12 protein-coding genes are annotated in these 18,199 nt (G+C 46.9%); all 12 read right to left on the bottom strand.

Going from position 1 to position 18,199, the window contains the following annotated elements; translation table 11 throughout:
* Positions 1–85: 85 nt before the first annotated feature.
* Entirely contained in the window at positions 86–1,612 is a 1,527-nt protein-coding gene (locus tag MLD56_RS04940; protein ID WP_029517579.1) for a glycoside hydrolase family 30 protein, read from the bottom strand.
* 177 nt (positions 1,613–1,789) lie between these two features.
* The gene (locus tag MLD56_RS04935; RefSeq protein WP_029517580.1) at positions 1,790–4,519 is read right to left on the bottom strand and encodes a beta-glucosidase; all 2,730 of its coding nucleotides are present in this window, start codon (positions 4,517–4,519) and stop codon (positions 1,790–1,792) included.
* Between the two features lie 489 nt (positions 4,520–5,008).
* Positions 5,009–5,992 (bottom strand): Gfo/Idh/MocA family protein, encoded by a 984-nt coding sequence (locus MLD56_RS04930; protein WP_029517581.1) that lies wholly within the window; start codon positions 5,990–5,992, stop codon positions 5,009–5,011.
* Between the two features lie 200 nt (positions 5,993–6,192).
* Positions 6,193–6,687 (bottom strand): GNAT family N-acetyltransferase, encoded by a 495-nt coding sequence (locus tag MLD56_RS04925; RefSeq protein WP_029517582.1) that lies wholly within the window; start codon positions 6,685–6,687, stop codon positions 6,193–6,195.
* 230 nt (positions 6,688–6,917) lie between these two features.
* Positions 6,918–11,885, bottom strand: coding sequence for a DUF4132 domain-containing protein (locus tag MLD56_RS04920; RefSeq protein ID WP_029517583.1), 4,968 nt, complete (start codon positions 11,883–11,885; stop codon positions 6,918–6,920).
* 15 nt (positions 11,886–11,900) lie between these two features.
* Positions 11,901–12,320 carry a hypothetical protein gene (locus MLD56_RS04915; protein WP_029517584.1) on the bottom strand — a complete coding sequence of 140 codons (420 nt, stop codon included), beginning with the start codon at positions 12,318–12,320 and terminating at the stop codon, positions 11,901–11,903.
* Between the two features lie 345 nt (positions 12,321–12,665).
* Positions 12,666–13,523, bottom strand: coding sequence for a MetQ/NlpA family ABC transporter substrate-binding protein (locus tag MLD56_RS04910; RefSeq protein ID WP_029517585.1), 858 nt, complete (start codon positions 13,521–13,523; stop codon positions 12,666–12,668).
* A 202-nt stretch (positions 13,524–13,725) separates the two neighbouring features.
* The gene (locus MLD56_RS04905) at positions 13,726–14,397 is read right to left on the bottom strand and encodes a methionine ABC transporter permease (protein WP_013308947.1); all 672 of its coding nucleotides are present in this window, start codon (positions 14,395–14,397) and stop codon (positions 13,726–13,728) included.
* Positions 14,390–15,115 carry a methionine ABC transporter ATP-binding protein gene (locus tag MLD56_RS04900; RefSeq protein WP_029517586.1) on the bottom strand — a complete coding sequence of 242 codons (726 nt, stop codon included), beginning with the start codon at positions 15,113–15,115 and terminating at the stop codon, positions 14,390–14,392. The genes MLD56_RS04905 and MLD56_RS04900 overlap by 8 nt, the downstream gene beginning before the upstream one ends.
* Before the next feature lie 139 nt (positions 15,116–15,254).
* Complete coding sequence (locus tag MLD56_RS04895; protein ID WP_029517587.1) at positions 15,255–16,046, bottom strand: energy-coupling factor transporter transmembrane component T family protein; 792 nt, start codon at positions 16,044–16,046, stop codon at positions 15,255–15,257.
* A complete protein-coding gene (locus MLD56_RS04890) occupies positions 16,021–17,472 on the bottom strand; it encodes an ABC transporter ATP-binding protein (RefSeq protein ID WP_029517588.1) in 1,452 nt (483 codons plus the stop codon). Before MLD56_RS04890 ends, MLD56_RS04895 begins: the two co-directional genes overlap by 26 nt.
* Positions 17,472–18,068, bottom strand: a complete 597-nt coding sequence (locus tag MLD56_RS04885) for an ECF transporter S component (protein WP_029517589.1) — start codon at positions 18,066–18,068, stop codon at positions 17,472–17,474. The genes MLD56_RS04890 and MLD56_RS04885 overlap by 1 nt, the downstream gene beginning before the upstream one ends.
* Between the last annotated feature and the right edge of the window lie 131 nt (positions 18,069–18,199).

Here is an 18,199-nt window from a genome sequence, read left to right as displayed (position 1 = left end):
ATTTTGTAGCAAATGAAAAAAGAGCGCTCAGCCAGATGGGCTAAGCGCTCTAAAACTTCTATAAAACGTTGATGTACAGACCGTGTCAGAAAGCCGTAGGATTCCATTGAAAGGTAGCCGCGGACTTGGATGGAAGGGTAGATTTGAAAACCTTATTTCCCTGCCGAACCTTAAATGTCTTTGTGCTCTCTCCTGTATTGGCGGCAATCAGGACAAGCGTACCGTCCGGATTGCAGTAGGCGACCGTTTCGATACTTCCACTATAATGTGTAGAATCAATACGTACTGCACCTGGACGGACAAATTTGCTGGCGTGCCCAATCGCATAGTACTCCACATTTTTTGTAACTGCACCGCTTAACGGGTCGATGGTCACTACACCTCTACAGTTGGTGCACCCCCCATTGGTCGGACCCCCGGACGGGTCAAGTGCGATATTCCAAAAGAGGACATTTTGCGACCAATTTCGGGGTGCACCAATGATCAGCTTGGACATACCCCAGCTCAAATCATCTCCAAAGCCCGGACTCCACGCTCCCCCACTACATTCTGTCATATATACAGGCTTATCAGGAAAAGCATGATGCACATCTTTCATCGCCGTAGGTTCTCCTTTGTAGCAATGAAAGGCTGTTCCATGCGTATAGTTTCGAGCTTGTTCATCTCCTAACACGGTCTTGGCATATTCACTCCCTGTATCCCAGTTATGGTCAAAGGCAATAATCTGAGTAGATAAATGGTTTCGATTTAGGGTTGGGCCCAGATATTGTTTAATAAAATTCGCCTGTTCTGCTGCCCCCATACTCATGCTGGGATACTTGGACGTCGTGAATTCTGGCTCATTTTGAATGGAAATCGCCTGAATCGGAATCCCTTCGTTCGCATAAGCCTGTAGGTAACGAACAAAATAGTCAGCATAAGCCTGGTAGACGCGCGGATCGGTATAGTCCAAATACCAGCCGTTATAAATCTGCTCCCCATATTTCATCCAGGGTGGAGCTGTCCACGGGGTCCCCATAATCTTTAAATCCTGGTTTCTTCTCAAGATTTGCTTCAGCACGTCGATTACATCCCGATCCTTAGCGATGGAGAAATGATTCAGCTCATAGTCCTTGCCTGTTTCCACATCGTCATAGGTATAGCTGCCAGGCTGTCCCTGTTCATCTACGGAATAATCTGAGGCTCCAATGGTATGGCGAATATAACTCAGTTGAATGCCACCGGCTGTAAACAAATCATTTAGCAGCTGATCGCGCTGATTGGCAGACATGCCATGATTCATCAGGTAAGCGGACGAACCGGACACCGCTGCGCCAAACCCTTCCATCGTCTGGTAACGAATATCTGGCTTAATCTCAATCGTCAGTGTATCCGCATTCGCAGCCTTTTCTTTACTGCTATCCTTATCATTCTTATCCCAACGGATCGGGGCTTGTTGGGTTAGACGATTCGCCGGATCGGGTGTTGTTAGCCACATGTTGACGTTATTTTCTGCTTTCGGCCCCGAAACATTCCGTATAGCCATACTGGCCAGGACCGCACAGATCAAAATGGCTACTACAGCTATAAGCAGCCAGATGTCAGTACGTCGTTGCTTTTGGAGTTTCTTCATCTAATATCCTCCTCTCCCCATCACTAGCCTGTCCCCACTCTCTCTACTATTTCAGCTTTCACTTGGGTTTCCCTTTGCATACCTGTTAGACGTTTACATACCGATAGCAAAAAGAGAGCCGGTGCTTGTGCCCGTGCTCTCTTGAATATAACCATTTTAAAACAAATGTAACGGGATTTACTTTTTTGCCTTTGCTGTAGAGGTAGCCGGAATCGCAACACTTCCTGTCAGTCGTAAATCCTGTGAGGAGCTACCCACATACATGGGCACTTCACCCGCCGGCATAACCCATGCTTTGGACTTTTCATCCCAATAAGAGAAAGCTTTCGGGTCGAGCTCAATGCGAACCTTCTTCTCTTGACCCGGCTTTAATTCTACCTTGGACCAGCCTGCCAGTTGACGGGATGGAGTCTCTACGTTTGTCGGAAGCTTACCGCTGTACACTTGTACAACCTCAGCTCCGGCTGTTTTGCCAGTGTTCTTCAATTTGAACGAAACTTCGACGGAACTCATACGATCGGATTTTTTTCCACTCGCATGCTGTTTGGTTTTCAGATCGCTATATCCGAATGTTGTATAGGATAAACCGTGTCCAAAGGAGAACGCCGGTTGAATACCCGATTTCTCATACCCACGATAGCCTACAAAAATACCATCTGAATAGTCACCTATACCGTTCACACCCGGAAACTTCTCTGGTGAGGATACAGGTGTAGACTGCTCGTTAACTGGGAAGGTTACCGGCAACTTACCCGAAGGATTTACATCTCCAAATAAGACGCGCGCTATAGCATTCCCTTGCTCTTGTCCAGCAAACCATGCTTGTACGATGGAAGGGACTTTGTCCTGCCATGTATCCATTTGCACGGCTCTGCCGCTCATTTGTACGACAATGGTTTTCGGATTTACAGCCGCAACCGCACGGATCAGCCGATCCTGATTATTCGGGAGCTCCATATCGGAACGCTCAACATATCCCTCACTCTCATACGTGCGCGTAACAACAATCGCAACATCCGATTTTTTCGCCAATTTCACAGCGTTGTCAATCAGCTTATCTGACGTATCTGCCGGAGGTTCCCAGCCCAGACGAACCATACCACCGGAATCCCGACCATTGGTCGGATAATCAGCGCGGTATTCAATACGTATCTTGTGCTTTTCACCCGCTTTAAGGGAGATGTTTTTCTTCGTAGTGCCCAGCTTTTCACCTTGATTGTCCACGAAAAGCTTATCGTCGAGATACAGCTTGCTTGATCCCAAACTGGTTAATGACAATGCATAGTCACCATCCTTGGGAGCTGCAATTGCCCCTGTCCAGCGTGCAGATATCAAGCCGTTCAGTGTCGTTGGTGTATTTGGAACTTTAGGAGACTTCGCATTGAAGCCCTGATAATTATAAAATCCAAGGTTCATATTGACTTGGTCATCATTGCGTACAAGAATCGGATTGCCTTCCATCTTGTTATTCTTCCAGTATTCGCCTCGAAGTCCCTGTTCGCCATCTCCATAAGTCGCATATCCAACACTGATATCCTCTTTCTCATCAGATGTAGTCAACAGTGAAGACGGAACAGCAGATGGCCCTGGCATAATGTCTCCTGCAGAGATCGGGTCTGTGCCCGGTGCATATTGGACGGTAACTCCTTTGCCGACACGATTGCGGATGCCCTCTAACGGACTCACTGTATACGTCGGATTCACCAGCGAACTGCCTCCGCCTGCCACAGTGCCGTTATCTGCATCGGGGCCAATCACAGCAATAGACTTGAGTTTATCTTTAGACAATGGCAATGCATTGTTTTTATTTTGAAGCAGTACCATACTTTCCTCAGCCAATTGACGGGCTGTCTTGCCATGGTCATGGGCATCAATTTGGTTATTTTGAGCCGGGTGATCAAATAAACCTTTGCTGAACATTTGCATCAGAATGCGCCCAGCCTTATCATCAATCGTTTTTTCACTTACCTTACCATTCTTGACAGCAGCCAGCAGCTGATCTCCCCATTTTCCATAAGGAGTCCCCGGTGTTTCCAGATCCAAGCCACTATTTGCCGATTCGACTGTACTCAGGTTCGCGCCGTAATCACTCATCACGAAGCCCTTGAATTGCATTTCCTTTTTCAAGAGATCTGTCATGATGGTCTTGTTCTCACATGCCGATTCGCCATTGACCTTGTTAAAGGAGCACATAGCTCCGCCCAAGTCTGCCTTGGCAATAGCCTCCTGAAACGGACGTATGTAAATTTCATGCAGCGCACGGTCACTGACTTTGACATTTGTTGTGAAACGCTCTGTCTCCTGATTATTCATAAGGTAATGTTTGGCAGTCGCCAGAACAGGATGACTTTGTATACCTTTGACATAAGCGGTCGCCATTTGAGATTGCAGCAGCGGGTCCTCGCCCATAGATTCAAAGTTTCGCGATCCCCATGGAATTCGGGCAATATCCATCCCGGGTCCAAGCACCACATTATGAGTTGTATTAAAAGCCTCGTCTCCGAGCAAATCCCCATACTGTTTGGCAGCTTGGATATCCCACGTTGCAGCCAGCGCAATTGGAGCAGGCAACGCAGTCGATTGCTTGTCCTGCACATCCGGATTAGCGATACGTACACCTGCAGGTCCATCTGCCATCGTCAGCGCCGGAATGCCCAACCGCTCCATCGAATTATTATAGAATCCATAGTAATTGTTGACCTTGCCAGTCACCAAATCTATTTTTTCTTCCAGCGTCATTTCCTGTAACAGCAACGCTGTCCGTTTCTCAGCCGACAGGGCAGTGTTCATCCAAGGTCGATCTGTCCGACTTCCTGCTGCTCCTGCAATATTCATAGGTCCGATCACAACAGCCGCGATCACTGTCATCATCACCATACGGAACAACCATGTTGATTTCACTTTCACGTTTGTAATTCCTCCTTGATGTTAGGTCATGAGGTGAATGCCTATTCAACGCTCACAGGCTTGCAAAGGCTCTCGATCCTGCGAGCTCCGACAAGAATCCAGAGCCACGGGATAAGCAAGCAAGTCAGCAAAAGCCGCAATGGCTCAAGTGACACGTTAACCACCCTACCGCACATTTTCGGAAATTTCATTGAAAGTTTTTGGAAATTCAATACTAGGACCTTCATTCTTTTTCATAAAAAGAGAGCGTTCACAATTCAGTTAACCGATGAATAAATTACACTTTTGTAACTTTTTAATGACGGTTTTTTAACTAATTTAAATCACAAAAAATGATTCATATGTCCCACTCTTGACTTACTCATATGGCGTTACCTAGCGTGCGACCAAAGTCGCTATTTGGGAATTGGAAAGACTTATGTATACAAAAATAACGCTCACAAACAAAAAAATTCCAGAGAACCTGAAAGGTCCCTGGAAAGAATATGATTATTCAAACGGATACCGAAGTCCCCACTGTGAACGAATCTGATCCATCAGTTTCATAATTCCTAATGATTCATCTAAAGAAATAGTAGAACTTTCGAGCAAACCTTCGTTCAAGCAACGCCCGACTTCTTCTGCTTCAAAGGCATAGCCTGTAGAGGATCGGTCATCCTGAAAGTGTTGTGCCTCTTCACCGTCCACAACTAAAGTAGCCGATGTGCTGTTTAGGAATGACGGAATGTGAATATAGCCCTTGGTTCCATGGATGTATGCCTCATTCGTCAATCCGAGACGGACTGCCCCGTTAAGCATAGCCGTGCGTCCTTGCCCATAATCCAGCAAGATCGAAAATGTCTCGTCAACGCCTGTCTCCCCGATATGAGCAGTGCTCCATACATGCTCAGGTTCAGGACCGAAGACCATTGAAGCAAAAGAAACCGGATAAATTCCTGCATCTAACAGAGCACCTCCGCCCAGCTCAAGGTTCAAAAGCCGGCCCTCCGGGTTCCAATCTACCCGAAAACCAAATTCTGCCTTAACCAGCTTTACCTCGCCAATGTGTCCCGCATGTATCCACTCCTGCACTTGGCGAATCGGAGGCAAAAAACGTGTCCACATTGCTTCCATCAGGAATAGCTTACGCTCACGTGCAAAGCCGATTAGTTCCTCCAATTCTTTACTATTGACGGTGAAGGGTTTCTCACACAAGACCGCTTTGCCCGCCCGAAGAGCCGTCAGAACATTTTCTTTATGAAAAGGATGAGGAGTCCCTACGTAAATAGCATCTACCTCGGGATCTTGTGCTAATTCCTCATAGCTCCCGTAAGCTCGTGATATTTGATGCTTAGCTGCAAATTCGGTAGCGCTTTCAATAGTACGTGATCCAACGGCATACCCTTCTCCATTCGTAACATGCGCCAAATCCGCCACAAATTGATCTGAGATCCAGCCTGTGCCGACAATTCCCCATTTAATCTTTTTGCTCATACTTGTGTCCCTCCCAGCAATTTGGTTAACGTTGACTTACAACATACCCTTTTATTCTAGCAAACGCCTGTCCTAAACAAAAGAAATTCCTGCTCAGCGATAGTTTATATTGCGGCTTGGCAGCAAGACGACACGGCGGCCACTAAGTCACACATTTTGAACTGGAATTTCCCTCAGCATTGTTTTGGTTCAGGATCATTTTATTGAATAATGTATCTGTAAAACTTTTTATCCACTTTCATGACTGGAAAACTAATCGGCAATTCTCCTGGATCTACACTAACAAATCCATTCTTCTCATAAAATCGATGAGCTGCTACGAATTGTGGTGTTGTTCCAAGATAGATTTCTTCAATAGACCTTTCCTTAGCCCATCCTATGGAATGATGCAATAATTGATTCGAAACATTGAATGTTTTACCTCTATAGTTTTGTTTTACAAACATCTTTCTAAGTGCTGTCTTACGGTTCCCAATATCTAACAAAGCTATAGTCCCTATTACGGTTCCTTCACGAAGAGCCACCCAGAAGTTGCCGTTGCCACGCTGATAAAAGTTTTCAATATCAAGCAAATCTGGCTGATCTTCTTTGGTTATGACGATATTATATTCATCTTTTTGAATATGTAAAATTAAATCGACAACTTGTGATTGATACTCGGTTGAGTACTCTTTTAGAAAGATACTTTTAAACATCGTTATGTTCTCCTATGATCGTCAATTGTTATACTGTTAGATTTCCATCAAACCACAGAACCTAAAATATTACCCATATCTCCTTATTCGTGCTTGATAAACGCTCAATATTAAATAACTCAACCTCCGCAACTAAACTAAGTTTCCACCTACACAGTCGAGGATTTGAAACCATTGTCTAGATGCGAACGTTGAGTTCATTATAAATCTATATACATCAGAATTCTATTCTACGCTTGAAGCTGTGTAAGAATTTGCGGGTCCTTGATCTTCTGATCCTCGGCCAACAACACAATTTTGGATAAAATCTCGGCTGTTCTTGGGTCTTCGTCCAGAAACGGCAGGAAGATGCGTCCACGATGCTGCGAATGCACCGGAATAATATGCAGCGCTCCCTTCGCTTGCTTATAGACACCCCCGCTTCCCAAATGCACAGCATATTCGCCAAGAGTCCCATCTACACGTGCATAATTCCCATCCACGCGTACATTGCTAATTTTCAGCAGGCGAAGTGATTCCTGCACAATGACCCTACGCATTTCAATCGTCGTCAGACTGGCCTCTGGATCAACGCCGCCTACATGGGCAACACTGACGACCAGATCCACGTCCCGCATAACTTCGGAGAACAGAACAGGAGGAACTTCGTCCAACGGTACGCTCTTATACGTTGTCCGATCAAAGAACTGCACGGTCTCCAGCGTAGGAGCCTCGGTATCTGCTGGTGAGAACCAGTCCGCCATGGCATACAGGTTGGCAATCAGATTCTCAGCATAGTACACCTTCTGGAGTCCATCCTCATAGCTGACCGTCCATTGGCGACCTTTCAATAGGGATACCGTCTTATTCGGCTGTACCTGGTGTCCCGCATATCGACGGGAAACGGTCGCGTTGGCACGTTCATCAGCATTCAGCAGGTACAGCTCACGGAACACCTGCTTAAATGGCTGGCGTATCTGACGGTCGAATAAGTCCTTCTGAAAGTCGCTCCAACGACCACTTTCGAACAAGTGAAGGGGGTGAGCGATAATCAGCTTATCCTCTTCTCCTATAGAATGCTGTTCAGCAGAAGGATCAGTCAACACCAACGTATCCCCATTAAAATATCCGAGGTGCTCGCCAGCCTTGAAAACCAGTGTCCGCACCAACGGAGCAAGCACAGGATTACCCAGCAATCCTCTCAATTCCTTCACCATAAAGGTCGTGCCAGACTCCATAGAGCGCTCCAATTCCTTCCGAGCTCTGCGATACTGATCCACCAGATCTCCTTTAAGCTCCTTCAATGCCGTGATATACTCATCCTTCTTGAAACGAGCCGGAATGGATTTCAGCGTCTTGCCTTTGCTTACAATTTCAATATCTGCCGCTCCTTCATCATCAATGACGAGCTGCACCGTTGTAGCCTCGTCCAAAGCATGTGGCTCAAAATAAGACCGGAGATCATCCAGCTTGCGAGCCTCCATGTCCCAGACGAGACGGGTTACGTCATCATAACCTGCGTTACGCGCCAAATTCCCGAGCGCAATCCGCGAAACCAGTGCCTCACTGGCCTTACGCTGTGCCCCAAATTTTTTGCTTTGTTCCAGAAACCTTTGGATAAAATCATAACGTTCGCGTACATCTGGTTCAGGTGGCTGAGCAAGTGGAATCAAACTGTAGGTCAGCAAATGGTCTTTGTTTCGCTTGTCTTCCACTGATTTTTCCATTTCACTCCGTTTGAGCTTACCCAGCGTCGCATCCGCAAACAACTGGGATCGACGATGATTGGCTCCAGCCGAAATATACTTGGCACAATCGTACAGCAGATCAAAACGTTCCTCGCCCAACGTCTCATAAGCCTCATGAAACCAGTGAATATCGAAGGCACCATCATTAAAATCTTGCGGAGCAATCGGCGAGTAATGAGCTACAATCGTTTCCTTCTCGGCCGAAAAACCTTCATTGATATGCGCATGGAAATACCATGCCGCACTGCGAAGTCCTTCCCATCCGAGATAACCCGCTACAATCTCAATCCACTGCGGGGCATACATTGCCGCCTCCAGCAGACGTTTATCTGTAATTTTAGTGTCCTTTAACTTTTCCTTGAGCAACGTGGCATCCTCGCCATCATTCGGATAACATGCCTTGAGCAAGTGACTGAACGATTCCTTTTTGGTAATACGATCACCGTAACCGTACACATAACCACGCACGAATGTTTCCTTGTCGAGACCCTCCAGAATACGGATAAAATAATCCATGCCTTCAATCCGGTTCAAGCCCATAACCTTTGGCGTAGCCTCGGTAGGCAAATCGCCTCGAACCAATTCAACCTCTAACAGTCGATCAATAACCGTACGGCGTATCTCCAAAAATTCTGGGTTGCTAGAAATCCATGTATTGCGGACATTGGTTAAGGTACTCATATGTCTTCTGCTTTCACTACCGGCCAGCAGTTCCCGATATACTTCCCCTACACCGATCAACCCTTTTTCATAGGCTTTGAAATAATCCTCCAGATCCAGCGGAGAATAAAAACGATTTTCCGCTCCTGGCAGTTCTGCGTAGTTCACAAAAGTATGGAAAAAGCGCTTAAAGGACTCATTATCATGAACCTGCCCCTTCTCCAGCGCCACCCACGGGCCGGACAATAGATGGAGCATTCCCAAATCCTCTGCTGGTCTGTCCTTAGGCACGCACTGCATTAGTGAATTTAAAGCAAGGTCAATTACGTCAAATGTTTGGTCACCGGATGTGTCCATAAAATAAGCATTAACTAATGTGCTTACCTGATCGGAGTAGGTCAGCTCTGCCATCCATCTTTGAACCTCGTTAATCCGATCCACAGGATACATTTGCTCAGCGAAGTCTTTACGCCATCCTTCCAGCAGCATGTGCTTGCTTAGCTCTGAATAGTCCATTTTAAAAGAAAAGTATCGATAGTAGCGATCCAGCGTTCGGTCCATAGGCTCCAATCGGTCATAAAAAACAAGCTCCAGCAGTTCACGTGCTTCTATGCCGCTTTCCTGCAAATAACGGTCCCACTCCTCATAAAGAGGATATAAAGACAGCCTGGAATCTACTTCTTCATCGACCTGAACCAGCCGTAGAGGGCGAAGGTTCGTCCCAATAAGCGATGTATCTTTGTAGCCTGAATAATATTCCGCTGTATATTCCACATCACGATGATGATGAACAAGCTCATCCAGTCCAGTCAAAAACTGCTTGAGCTTCTCCAATGGACTAACAAAAACATCGGCCAATCTAAAATCATCCAGATCCACTTTCTCTTCCAACCAAGCTTCCTTGACATTCGGATCGTACAGGCCAAAACCGTTAGCCCCTGTATAAGCATCCTCCTGTCCCAGTTTGGACAGCAGTTGCTCCTCTTTGGCGGTAGGTTGCTGTATGATATCCGCCAAAGCCCGCAGGTTTTCATACTGTTCGGCACGATCCGGGTCTGCATATATCTTCGTCAATACCTCCAGTCCACCCAATCGTTGCAGCTCCGCCTTAGCACGCAGCAAGCGTTCCAATGAGCCAGCGAGCGGCTCTTCCGATTGTGAGAGCAACACACCAATGACACTTTGTCGCAATGAGCCCGTCTTGAGCTTTAGTAAGGCTTCCATTTGTTGCATTTCTGGTTCCGACAGCGTCAGCTTACGCGCCTTGGCCACAGCGAACTCACGGATACTCATACTTTTGTCCGACAAACTGGAAAAAATAAAATCACGCTGTACCGTATCCTCAGGATTTTGCACAAAATGGTTCAACAGTTCGCCACGCAGATTAGGGCTAATCTGTTCCTTTAAGGCTATGATTTCCCCAATCCAAGAAGCGTCCATATCATAGCCAGCGAGATATAGCATTTTTTGAATAGGTGCATCTGAGCGGTGATACAGATTTACAAAATCTAGCACCTTGGAGGGCTCGGTGGACTCACCCTTTTTTATATGTACAAACAGGTTATGAAGTCGTTCAAAATCCTTACGCCGCTCCTCTTTGCTCTCCAGCAAAGGAGTGCGCACCACTTTAACGATCCGATCCGCGACGGTCCCGCCTTCTATCCATTCATAAAAATAATTACTTGTATAGTTCGTCAGAATCCAATATTGAAGCTCCGGATCTGTTTCATCCAGATATTCTCTCGCAATTCCGAGGCGCACATCCTTGTTGTCACTGTTAGACAGTACATACAGTGCTACGATCTTCTGGTAAGTTGCTCCCTGCTCCATGAGTTTCCGAACCTGTCCATACAGATCACGTTCCTCATGTACTGCGGTAGCCCACAAACTCATATACACTTCATTAGCATTTGAGCTGGTCAGCCATTCCTGGCGCAGTTCACTACGAGTCAATGCTTCATATGCCTGCTCGATCAGTTGGCGAACGACCCGTTGATTGGCGGATTCCAAGCCCATTCCCGTCCATACTGCAAGCGCCCGCACTACCGAGCTGTAACGAATGAAGCCTTGGTCGATGATCAACTTTAACAGATATATTAGAGCCTCCGGGGTTCCTTCATCCATTTGTTCCACAATACTTTGGCGCAATCCCTCTTGGAGTTTGGCAGCTGCCAGGAGCTCTCCGATCATGCGATAATTCTCCTCCTGATGACTCAGGAGCATGCCTTTAATCATATTGCGTGTAAGTAACGCCGCCTGATTATCCCCATAAATAATAGCTTTTAGCGCCTCAAGCACCTGTGAATTGCCGTTGTCTAGCTCGTAAGCAATCCAATCACCAATCGTTTCCTGAATCCGGTAATCCCTACCTGATTCATAATCTTTTTTCGTTAAATAATCCATTATAGAGAATCCGATACAGTCCATTCGGATCAACTGCACCATTCTTTTATAAACTCGGGAAGTATGGGCCGTAATATCTGAAGTGCGGAACGGTTTTCGCGCATACCCGGTGCTGTATGGATATTCAGTCACATGCTCTGTTAGATGTGCGAATACATCGCCCGCTGTTTGTCCAATTAGAGCACGTAATACCTCTGTTAGTGGCTTAAACAGCGGTTCTCCGCTTTCTGTCGCCCGTTCTTTTAATATTCGCTGACATTCGTTAAATGGCTCCTCGTTCTCCTGTATGTAATGAAGCTTACTCAGTTCCACAACATACTGAGCCAACTCCTGTTGTTGTCCCTCCAGTTGCGCCGCGCGCTCCTTCAGTGTGGTGAAATATTCTTGCTCATTGTTCTCTCGATGCATATTTCATTTCCCCCTCTACCATAGGCCTCCAGCCAGCATTGTGAAGCGTATAAATACAATTTCATTCCCATCCTTAAGTGCCAAAGGAGCATCCAGTTCAATAGTTTCCTCGTCACACACAAAAACTCTGTATAAACCATCTTCAAAGGCCTGCATCGCTGTGTTCACAGCATCCTTAATATCCGGGACACCATCATTATATATGGAACCGAATCCTACTTTGCCTATCTCGCCTTGTGCCTCAACTTCCTCTCCCGTGAGGAATGGAATCAGCGCGACACTCTCCTGCTTATCCCGCAGCTTTTGAACATTCAAAGCAACGGTTGCAGTAATCAAATCTCGCAATGTTTTTGGAGCAGGACTCAGTTCTATTTCCTGTCGTGCGAGTGCGGGCTTGCGTTTTCCCAGACTTTTTACAGTTACAAGCAGCTTCATGTCGTTCCCCTTCCTTTTTATTCACGCTTTTGACCCGTTGTCAGCTGAATTTTTTGACCCATTTAAAACACCGTTAACGAAATCGAAAACGAATGTTTGTTCGTATATTTATTTTAATAGGTTCCTTATCATTACTCCATCACCCTTTATGACCAAAATTCATAATGCTGTAATACACTAAAATCTTAAAAAATAAGACTTTGTACCCTGATTTCGATGAAATTTATCCATATTAAGGATGAAAAAGAAAAAAACCTGCACAAGGGAGACCATCTGCTCTTCACAGACTTCACTCCATTATACAGGTCAAATATCATCATAAATAATGTTTCAATACTTATTTAATTAAAATGCTGGAACAACGCTATCCTTGTAATTGTCCTCAAAAAATTTACGCACTTCCGGTCCGGTCATTCGCTTTGCCAGCTTTTGAATGGCATCGGAATCTGCATTATCCTTACGCGCTACCAGATTAATGGCAAAGTGCGTATCGTCTTTTTCGGTAATCAGCGCGTCCTTCTTCGGTGTCAGACCGAGCGGCTTGGCATATGCGGGATACATGGCAGCCATGTCCACATCATCCAGTGAGCGCGCCAGCATCAACAAATCCACTTCTTTAAACACAAACTTTTTCTTATTCTCAATAATATCAGCCTGTGTAGCATTATAGCCTACACCTTCTTTAAGCTTGATCAAACCGTTTTGCTCCATCATTACCAAAGAACGTCCTGTATTGGCCGGGTCATTGGCAATGGCAATAGTCGCACCTTCGGGCAGGTCTTTAACGTTCTTGTATTTTTTGGAGTACGCACCATAAATGGCGTTGTAAATTGGTTTTATCGCTACCAAATCAGACTTGTTGCTTTCATTATATTGTTGCATAAAAGGAGCATGCTGAAAGAAGTTAGCATCCACTTCATGGCTTGCCAATGCGTTGTTCGGTTGGATATTGTCTGAAAGCACGACGATTTCCAGATTGACTCCGTCCTGTTTAAGCAGCGGCTTCACGATATCCAGCACATCTGTCATCGGTGGGATGAGCGTCGCTATTTTCAGGGTCACTTCTTTTTGGGAAGTCGCTTCTTTGGACTGTGTTTCTTGTGCAGCCTGCTTTTGACCACCGCATCCGGCAACCAGTAGCATAACGACAGCAAATAGTGTAAGTAATTTCAAGTTCGTTTTCATGTTGTTTTTCCGACTCATTCGATGTGGAACCTCCAAAATTAGTTGTGATCGGGAAGATAAAAATGAGTTACAGCATAGCCGCTTCGCGTGCAGATTGTTCTTCCGATCGCTGACGCTTCTCCAGAACAATTCTGCCCGCTCCGCTTTGGAGGCACTGTAAAGTCATTTTTATTTCCCATAGTGGGCGGTGCAAGTGTTAATGAAGAGATTCATAAACCATTTACCGCTTGTCGATCCGGCGGGATATGGTGCTTCCGGTGAACTGGATCGTTTGTACGAAAATAATCATGACGACGATGGTGAACGCCATCAAGCCTGTTTCAAAACGCTGGTAACCGTAGCGGATGGCAAAATCGCCTACCCCGCCGCCACCCACAATGCCCATCACCGTGGAGTAGGAGATGAAGCTAATGGTGGACGTGGTCAAACCCAGTACAAGCCCAGAACGAGCTTCCACGTACAGAAATTTGAAGATAAGCTGAAGAGTGGATGCCCCCATAGAAGTAGCGGCTTCAATTACACCCTTCGGCACCTCAAGCAATGATTGCTCCACCAGCCTCGAATAATAGGCGATGGCCACCACTGACAAGGGAACCGTAGCAGCCATCGTACCCAGCGCCGTCCCTACGACCAGACGTGTAAATGGAATCATAAACACGACGAGCAGCAAAAACGGGAACGAGCGGATGACATTGACCACACTGTTCAATAGGGTGAACAGCAGTCGATTTTCATATTTTTGACCTTTGCCGCACAAATACAAAATCGTTCCTGCCGGAAGCCCTAACAGTACAGCTGCTGCGATGGAAATCCCTACCATGATAAACGTCTCTCCGATGGCTTTCCATATCTCAGACTGATATTGCGCAATGATGCTCAGCATTTCATTCATCAGCTTCACCTGCTTTCGCTGTTGAACCTACCGCAGCGTCAGCTACACGTTGCGTGGAAAGCAGCTGTCCATCCCGCATTTCTGATACATGGGTACAAATGTTGCGTACCACGTCCATATCGTGCGTTACAATTACAATGGTAACTCCCAGTTCACGGTTGATCTCCCGTAACACGCCCAGAATATCCGCGGTCGTCTGCGGATCAAGGGCCGAGGTCGGCTCATCACACAGCAGCACCGCAGGTAGATTCGCCAGCGCTCTGGCTATCGCTACACGTTGCTTTTGGCCTCCGCTCAATTGTGCCGGATACTGTTCTGCTTTATCAGCTAAACCGACGAATTGCAAGCATTCGCGCACACGTTCTGCTCTCTCTTTTTTCGCGACACCTGACAGCTCCAACGGCATTGCTACATTTCCACTGACCGTCCGATTGTGAACAAGATGATAATGCTGAAAAATCATCCCTATGGATCGCCGCGCTTCACGGAGACGTTTTTCCGGCATGCGAGTCAGATCTTCCCCGTTCACAACCACGTTTCCCTCATCCGGCCTTTCCAATACATTCATCAACCGGAGCAAGGTAGACTTACCGGCACCGCTGGCACCTATAATACCGTGGATTTCCCCCTCCTCCACTTGAAGGGACACGGATTGAACCGCATGAAATTGGCCGCTTGAGGTGGTATAATGCTTGTTTACCTGATGCAGCGTAATCATGAAACCTGGCCTCCTGATGATCCATTTCTCAGGGAAAATGTAATAAGCCCGCCAGCCCAGGCGGGTCTGTACGAGCCGTCAATTCCCATTGCATTAATATACCACAGAGCAGAAAACGGGCAAAGCCTTTTGACAACAATTAACGTACATCCCACACCCCTACATAAGGAAAGCAAATCCCAAGTCCCCAAGCCAGCGTAAGCATGACGACAAAATAGAATATGAATACAATATCTATAGCCGAATAGCCGATCGGATAATAATACGTTCGCTTGGTTTCATTGGTAAAACCCTTGGCTTCCATAGCAATAGCAATGCGCTGGGCACGCCGAATACTTTGAGCGAGTAGCGGAATCGCATACCTGCGAAGCGTGGCATACATATTCCATTTGGACACATGCTGATGTAAACCTCGAATACGGTGGGCTTGTCTCAATGCCTGGAATTCCTCCACCATCATAGGCATCAACCGCATGGCTGCCAAAAAGCTGTATGCATACTTCGGAGGGAGCTTCCATTGCTGCATCAGTGAATAAAAAAGGTCCACTGGACGAGTCGTTAAACCAAACAACAAACCTACCGCAGCCATACTCAGCGCACGAAAGCCCAGATGCATGCCTCGGTAAAAGCTTTCCTGCGTCACATGGATCAAGCCCCATGTCCACCAGGTCGTCACCCCTTTGCCGAACATCATCATGCCCGTTGAAGTTGAAATAAACACCAATATAAAGGGAGACCCGTATAGCAGCAGCCTCTTCCATGGATGGCCTGACCAGACAAGCAGCAACAGCATAGCACACGCAACATTAAACATGACATTCGGATCATGAATGACTATAACGACCACAAACAGGATGGAAAACATCACGAGCTTTAGGCCCGGATTCACGCGATGCAGCCATGTTTTATGATGGGGAAAGGACAGGTTCATACTGTAGTTCCCCTTTCTGAATCCGCCATGTATCGGTACAATATCGACGGACAATTTCCGGGTCATGGGTGACCATCACAATGGCCGTGCCCGCCGCTCTCAGCTGCTCCAACATATCCAGCATGACAAAGGTATTACGCGCATCCTGCCCAAAGGTCGGTTCATCGAGCAGCAGCACTTCCGGCTCACGAATCATAGCCGTAGCAATACTCAACCGCCTTTTTTGGCCTAACGAAAGCTGATACGGATGCCGCTCGTCCAACCGCTCCAGTCCGAACTGTACGAGCATCCGATCGACCCGTTCCCGGCACTGTTCAACGGTATACAAGCTCTTGGGTAACGAATACTCTAGTTCCTTTCGTACGGTATGCGCTACAAATTGCAGCTCGGGATTTTGAAACGCGAACCCGATACGCTCTGCCAGTTGTTCTGTACTGCCTGCCTCAATTCCGCGCACGCTATAACGTCCCTGTGTGCGAAGTAAGCGCATCATGGAGAGCAGTAGCGAGCTTTTGCCAGCCCCGTTTTCACCAACCACGCCAATCCAGTCGCCAGGCTTCACCTGCGCATGCTCCACATAAATCACTGAACTTAAACCGCGGAGGCCGCTAAAATGTTCCAGCTCCAGCACATCAGTCCCCGCACCATTCTGTTGCGTCACTGCTTCACTCCAACGTGGCGAAGACGCTTCATTCCATACTCCCGGATACCACACGCCGTACTCGGACAATGCCTGCCGGTGCACATGAAATACTTCTTGGGCCCTTCCATCTGCAATGATCTCCCCTTGAGCAGAAAGCACCACAATCCGATCCACATCATGGACAATTTCATTAATTTTATGCTCCACAATCACCAGTGTCTGGTCTACCGAAATGTTGCGAATGGTATCCCACACCTGTGTAGTGCCTTCCTCGTCCAACAAAGCCGTGGGCTCATCCAGAAAAAGCACTTCTGGCTCCATAGCCAGCACAGACGCAATCGCCAGCCGCTGCTTCATTCCCTGTGACATGCTGCCAATGGGTATATGTATATCATCCGTCGATAGACCCACCTGTATCAGCAGCTCGCGAATACGGGATCGCATCTGCTCCCGGGGAACCTGATTATTTTCCAACACAAAAGCCAGTTCCTCATCTGCATATGACATACAGAACTGCGTATCAGGATCTTGAAATACAATACCTGAGACACTTGGGATTACAGCAGCATCGCATTTCATAGGCACTTCTATCGTGCGTGGAATCAGACCGCTTAACACTTGGAGCAGTGTTGATTTACCGCATCCACTCGGTCCCAGTAGCAGCAGCTTTTCCCCCTTGCGGACAGACAAAGACATATTGTGAAAAAGCAGCTCTTGCTCACCGGGGAATTTCAACCGTAGCCGGGTGATCGAAGCCACCACATCTTCGGTTGCCCGGCTCATCAATCCAGCCCCTTATAATCTTGTTCCGTTGCAGGCCTCAAACTTCGCGTGACTCCGGTTACCTCCAATGCCTTAGCCAGATAGAACGCGAATACCCCGGCAATCACAATACTGCCAATCATCCGAAATCCAATATACAAAACATAGTTCCAAGTCGATAGCTGATCAATATACCCGTAGCTGAAGTCTAAAATCAGAGAAGTGACAGCCGCCCCAGCCGCAGCTAGCGAAGCAACCCACAGGTTTGCGTTCCGATACAGAAAAGCCGCAAAAAACAGCTCCGCTCCCAAGCCTTGCAGCAGGCCATAGTACAAGGTGGACATACCCCATTCGCTTCCCAAAAAAGCACTGACCGTTGCCGCTGCCACCTCTGCCAAAATCGCAACACCCGGCTTGCGAATGATGAGATAAGCAAACGTACCTGCCATAAACCACATGCCATACATCAGTTGCTCGGCGTGTAGACCCAATGGTTTCATCAAATCATAGGCAGGTCCCCATATTTTGTAGATCAACCCGAACACAACAGCGATCACAATCGTGACCAAAATATCCGTCAGTTTCAACCCTTTGGACGCTCTTACAGCAGTATTCATTATTGCGTGCTCCCCTTTTTCCTTATAGTTGGCCTCTTGGCCATGAAAAAAAGCTTGTCTGGAGCTGAATCTCCAGGCAAGCTTTATGCGCAGTAAAAGGTGAAGCACCATACAAAACATCATTCGTCGAT

It is taken from the genome of Paenibacillus peoriae (genome assembly GCF_022531965.1).
GTDB lineage: Bacteria > Bacillota > Bacilli > Paenibacillales > Paenibacillaceae > Paenibacillus > Paenibacillus polymyxa_D.
The sequence above is the reverse complement of the archived record's forward strand: the minus strand, read 5'-3'. Positions and strand labels throughout refer to the sequence as shown.

What these genes read in the sequence shown, in the direction of transcription:
- MLD56_RS04940 (WP_029517579.1), bottom strand. Translation starts at nt 1,612, where the DNA reads ATGAAGAAACTCCAAAAGCAACGACGTACTGACATCTGGCTGCTTATA.
- MLD56_RS04930 (WP_029517581.1), bottom strand. Translation starts at nt 5,992, where the DNA reads ATGAGCAAAAAGATTAAATGGGGAATTGTCGGCACAGGCTGGATCTCA.
- MLD56_RS04925 (WP_029517582.1), bottom strand. Translation starts at nt 6,687, where the DNA reads ATGTTTAAAAGTATCTTTCTAAAAGAGTACTCAACCGAGTATCAATCA.
- MLD56_RS04920 (WP_029517583.1), bottom strand. Translation starts at nt 11,885, where the DNA reads ATGCATCGAGAGAACAATGAGCAAGAATATTTCACCACACTGAAGGAG.
- MLD56_RS04915 (WP_029517584.1), bottom strand. Translation starts at nt 12,320, where the DNA reads ATGAAGCTGCTTGTAACTGTAAAAAGTCTGGGAAAACGCAAGCCCGCA.
- MLD56_RS04910 (WP_029517585.1), bottom strand. Translation starts at nt 13,523, where the DNA reads ATGAGTCGGAAAAACAACATGAAAACGAACTTGAAATTACTTACACTA.
- MLD56_RS04905 (WP_013308947.1), bottom strand. Translation starts at nt 14,397, where the DNA reads ATGAATGAAATGCTGAGCATCATTGCGCAATATCAGTCTGAGATATGG.
- MLD56_RS04900 (WP_029517586.1), bottom strand. Translation starts at nt 15,115, where the DNA reads ATGATTACGCTGCATCAGGTAAACAAGCATTATACCACCTCAAGCGGC.
- MLD56_RS04895 (WP_029517587.1), bottom strand. Translation starts at nt 16,046, where the DNA reads ATGAACCTGTCCTTTCCCCATCATAAAACATGGCTGCATCGCGTGAAT.
- MLD56_RS04890 (WP_029517588.1), bottom strand. Translation starts at nt 17,472, where the DNA reads ATGAGCCGGGCAACCGAAGATGTGGTGGCTTCGATCACCCGGCTACGG.
- MLD56_RS04885 (WP_029517589.1), bottom strand. Translation starts at nt 18,068, where the DNA reads ATGAATACTGCTGTAAGAGCGTCCAAAGGGTTGAAACTGACGGATATT.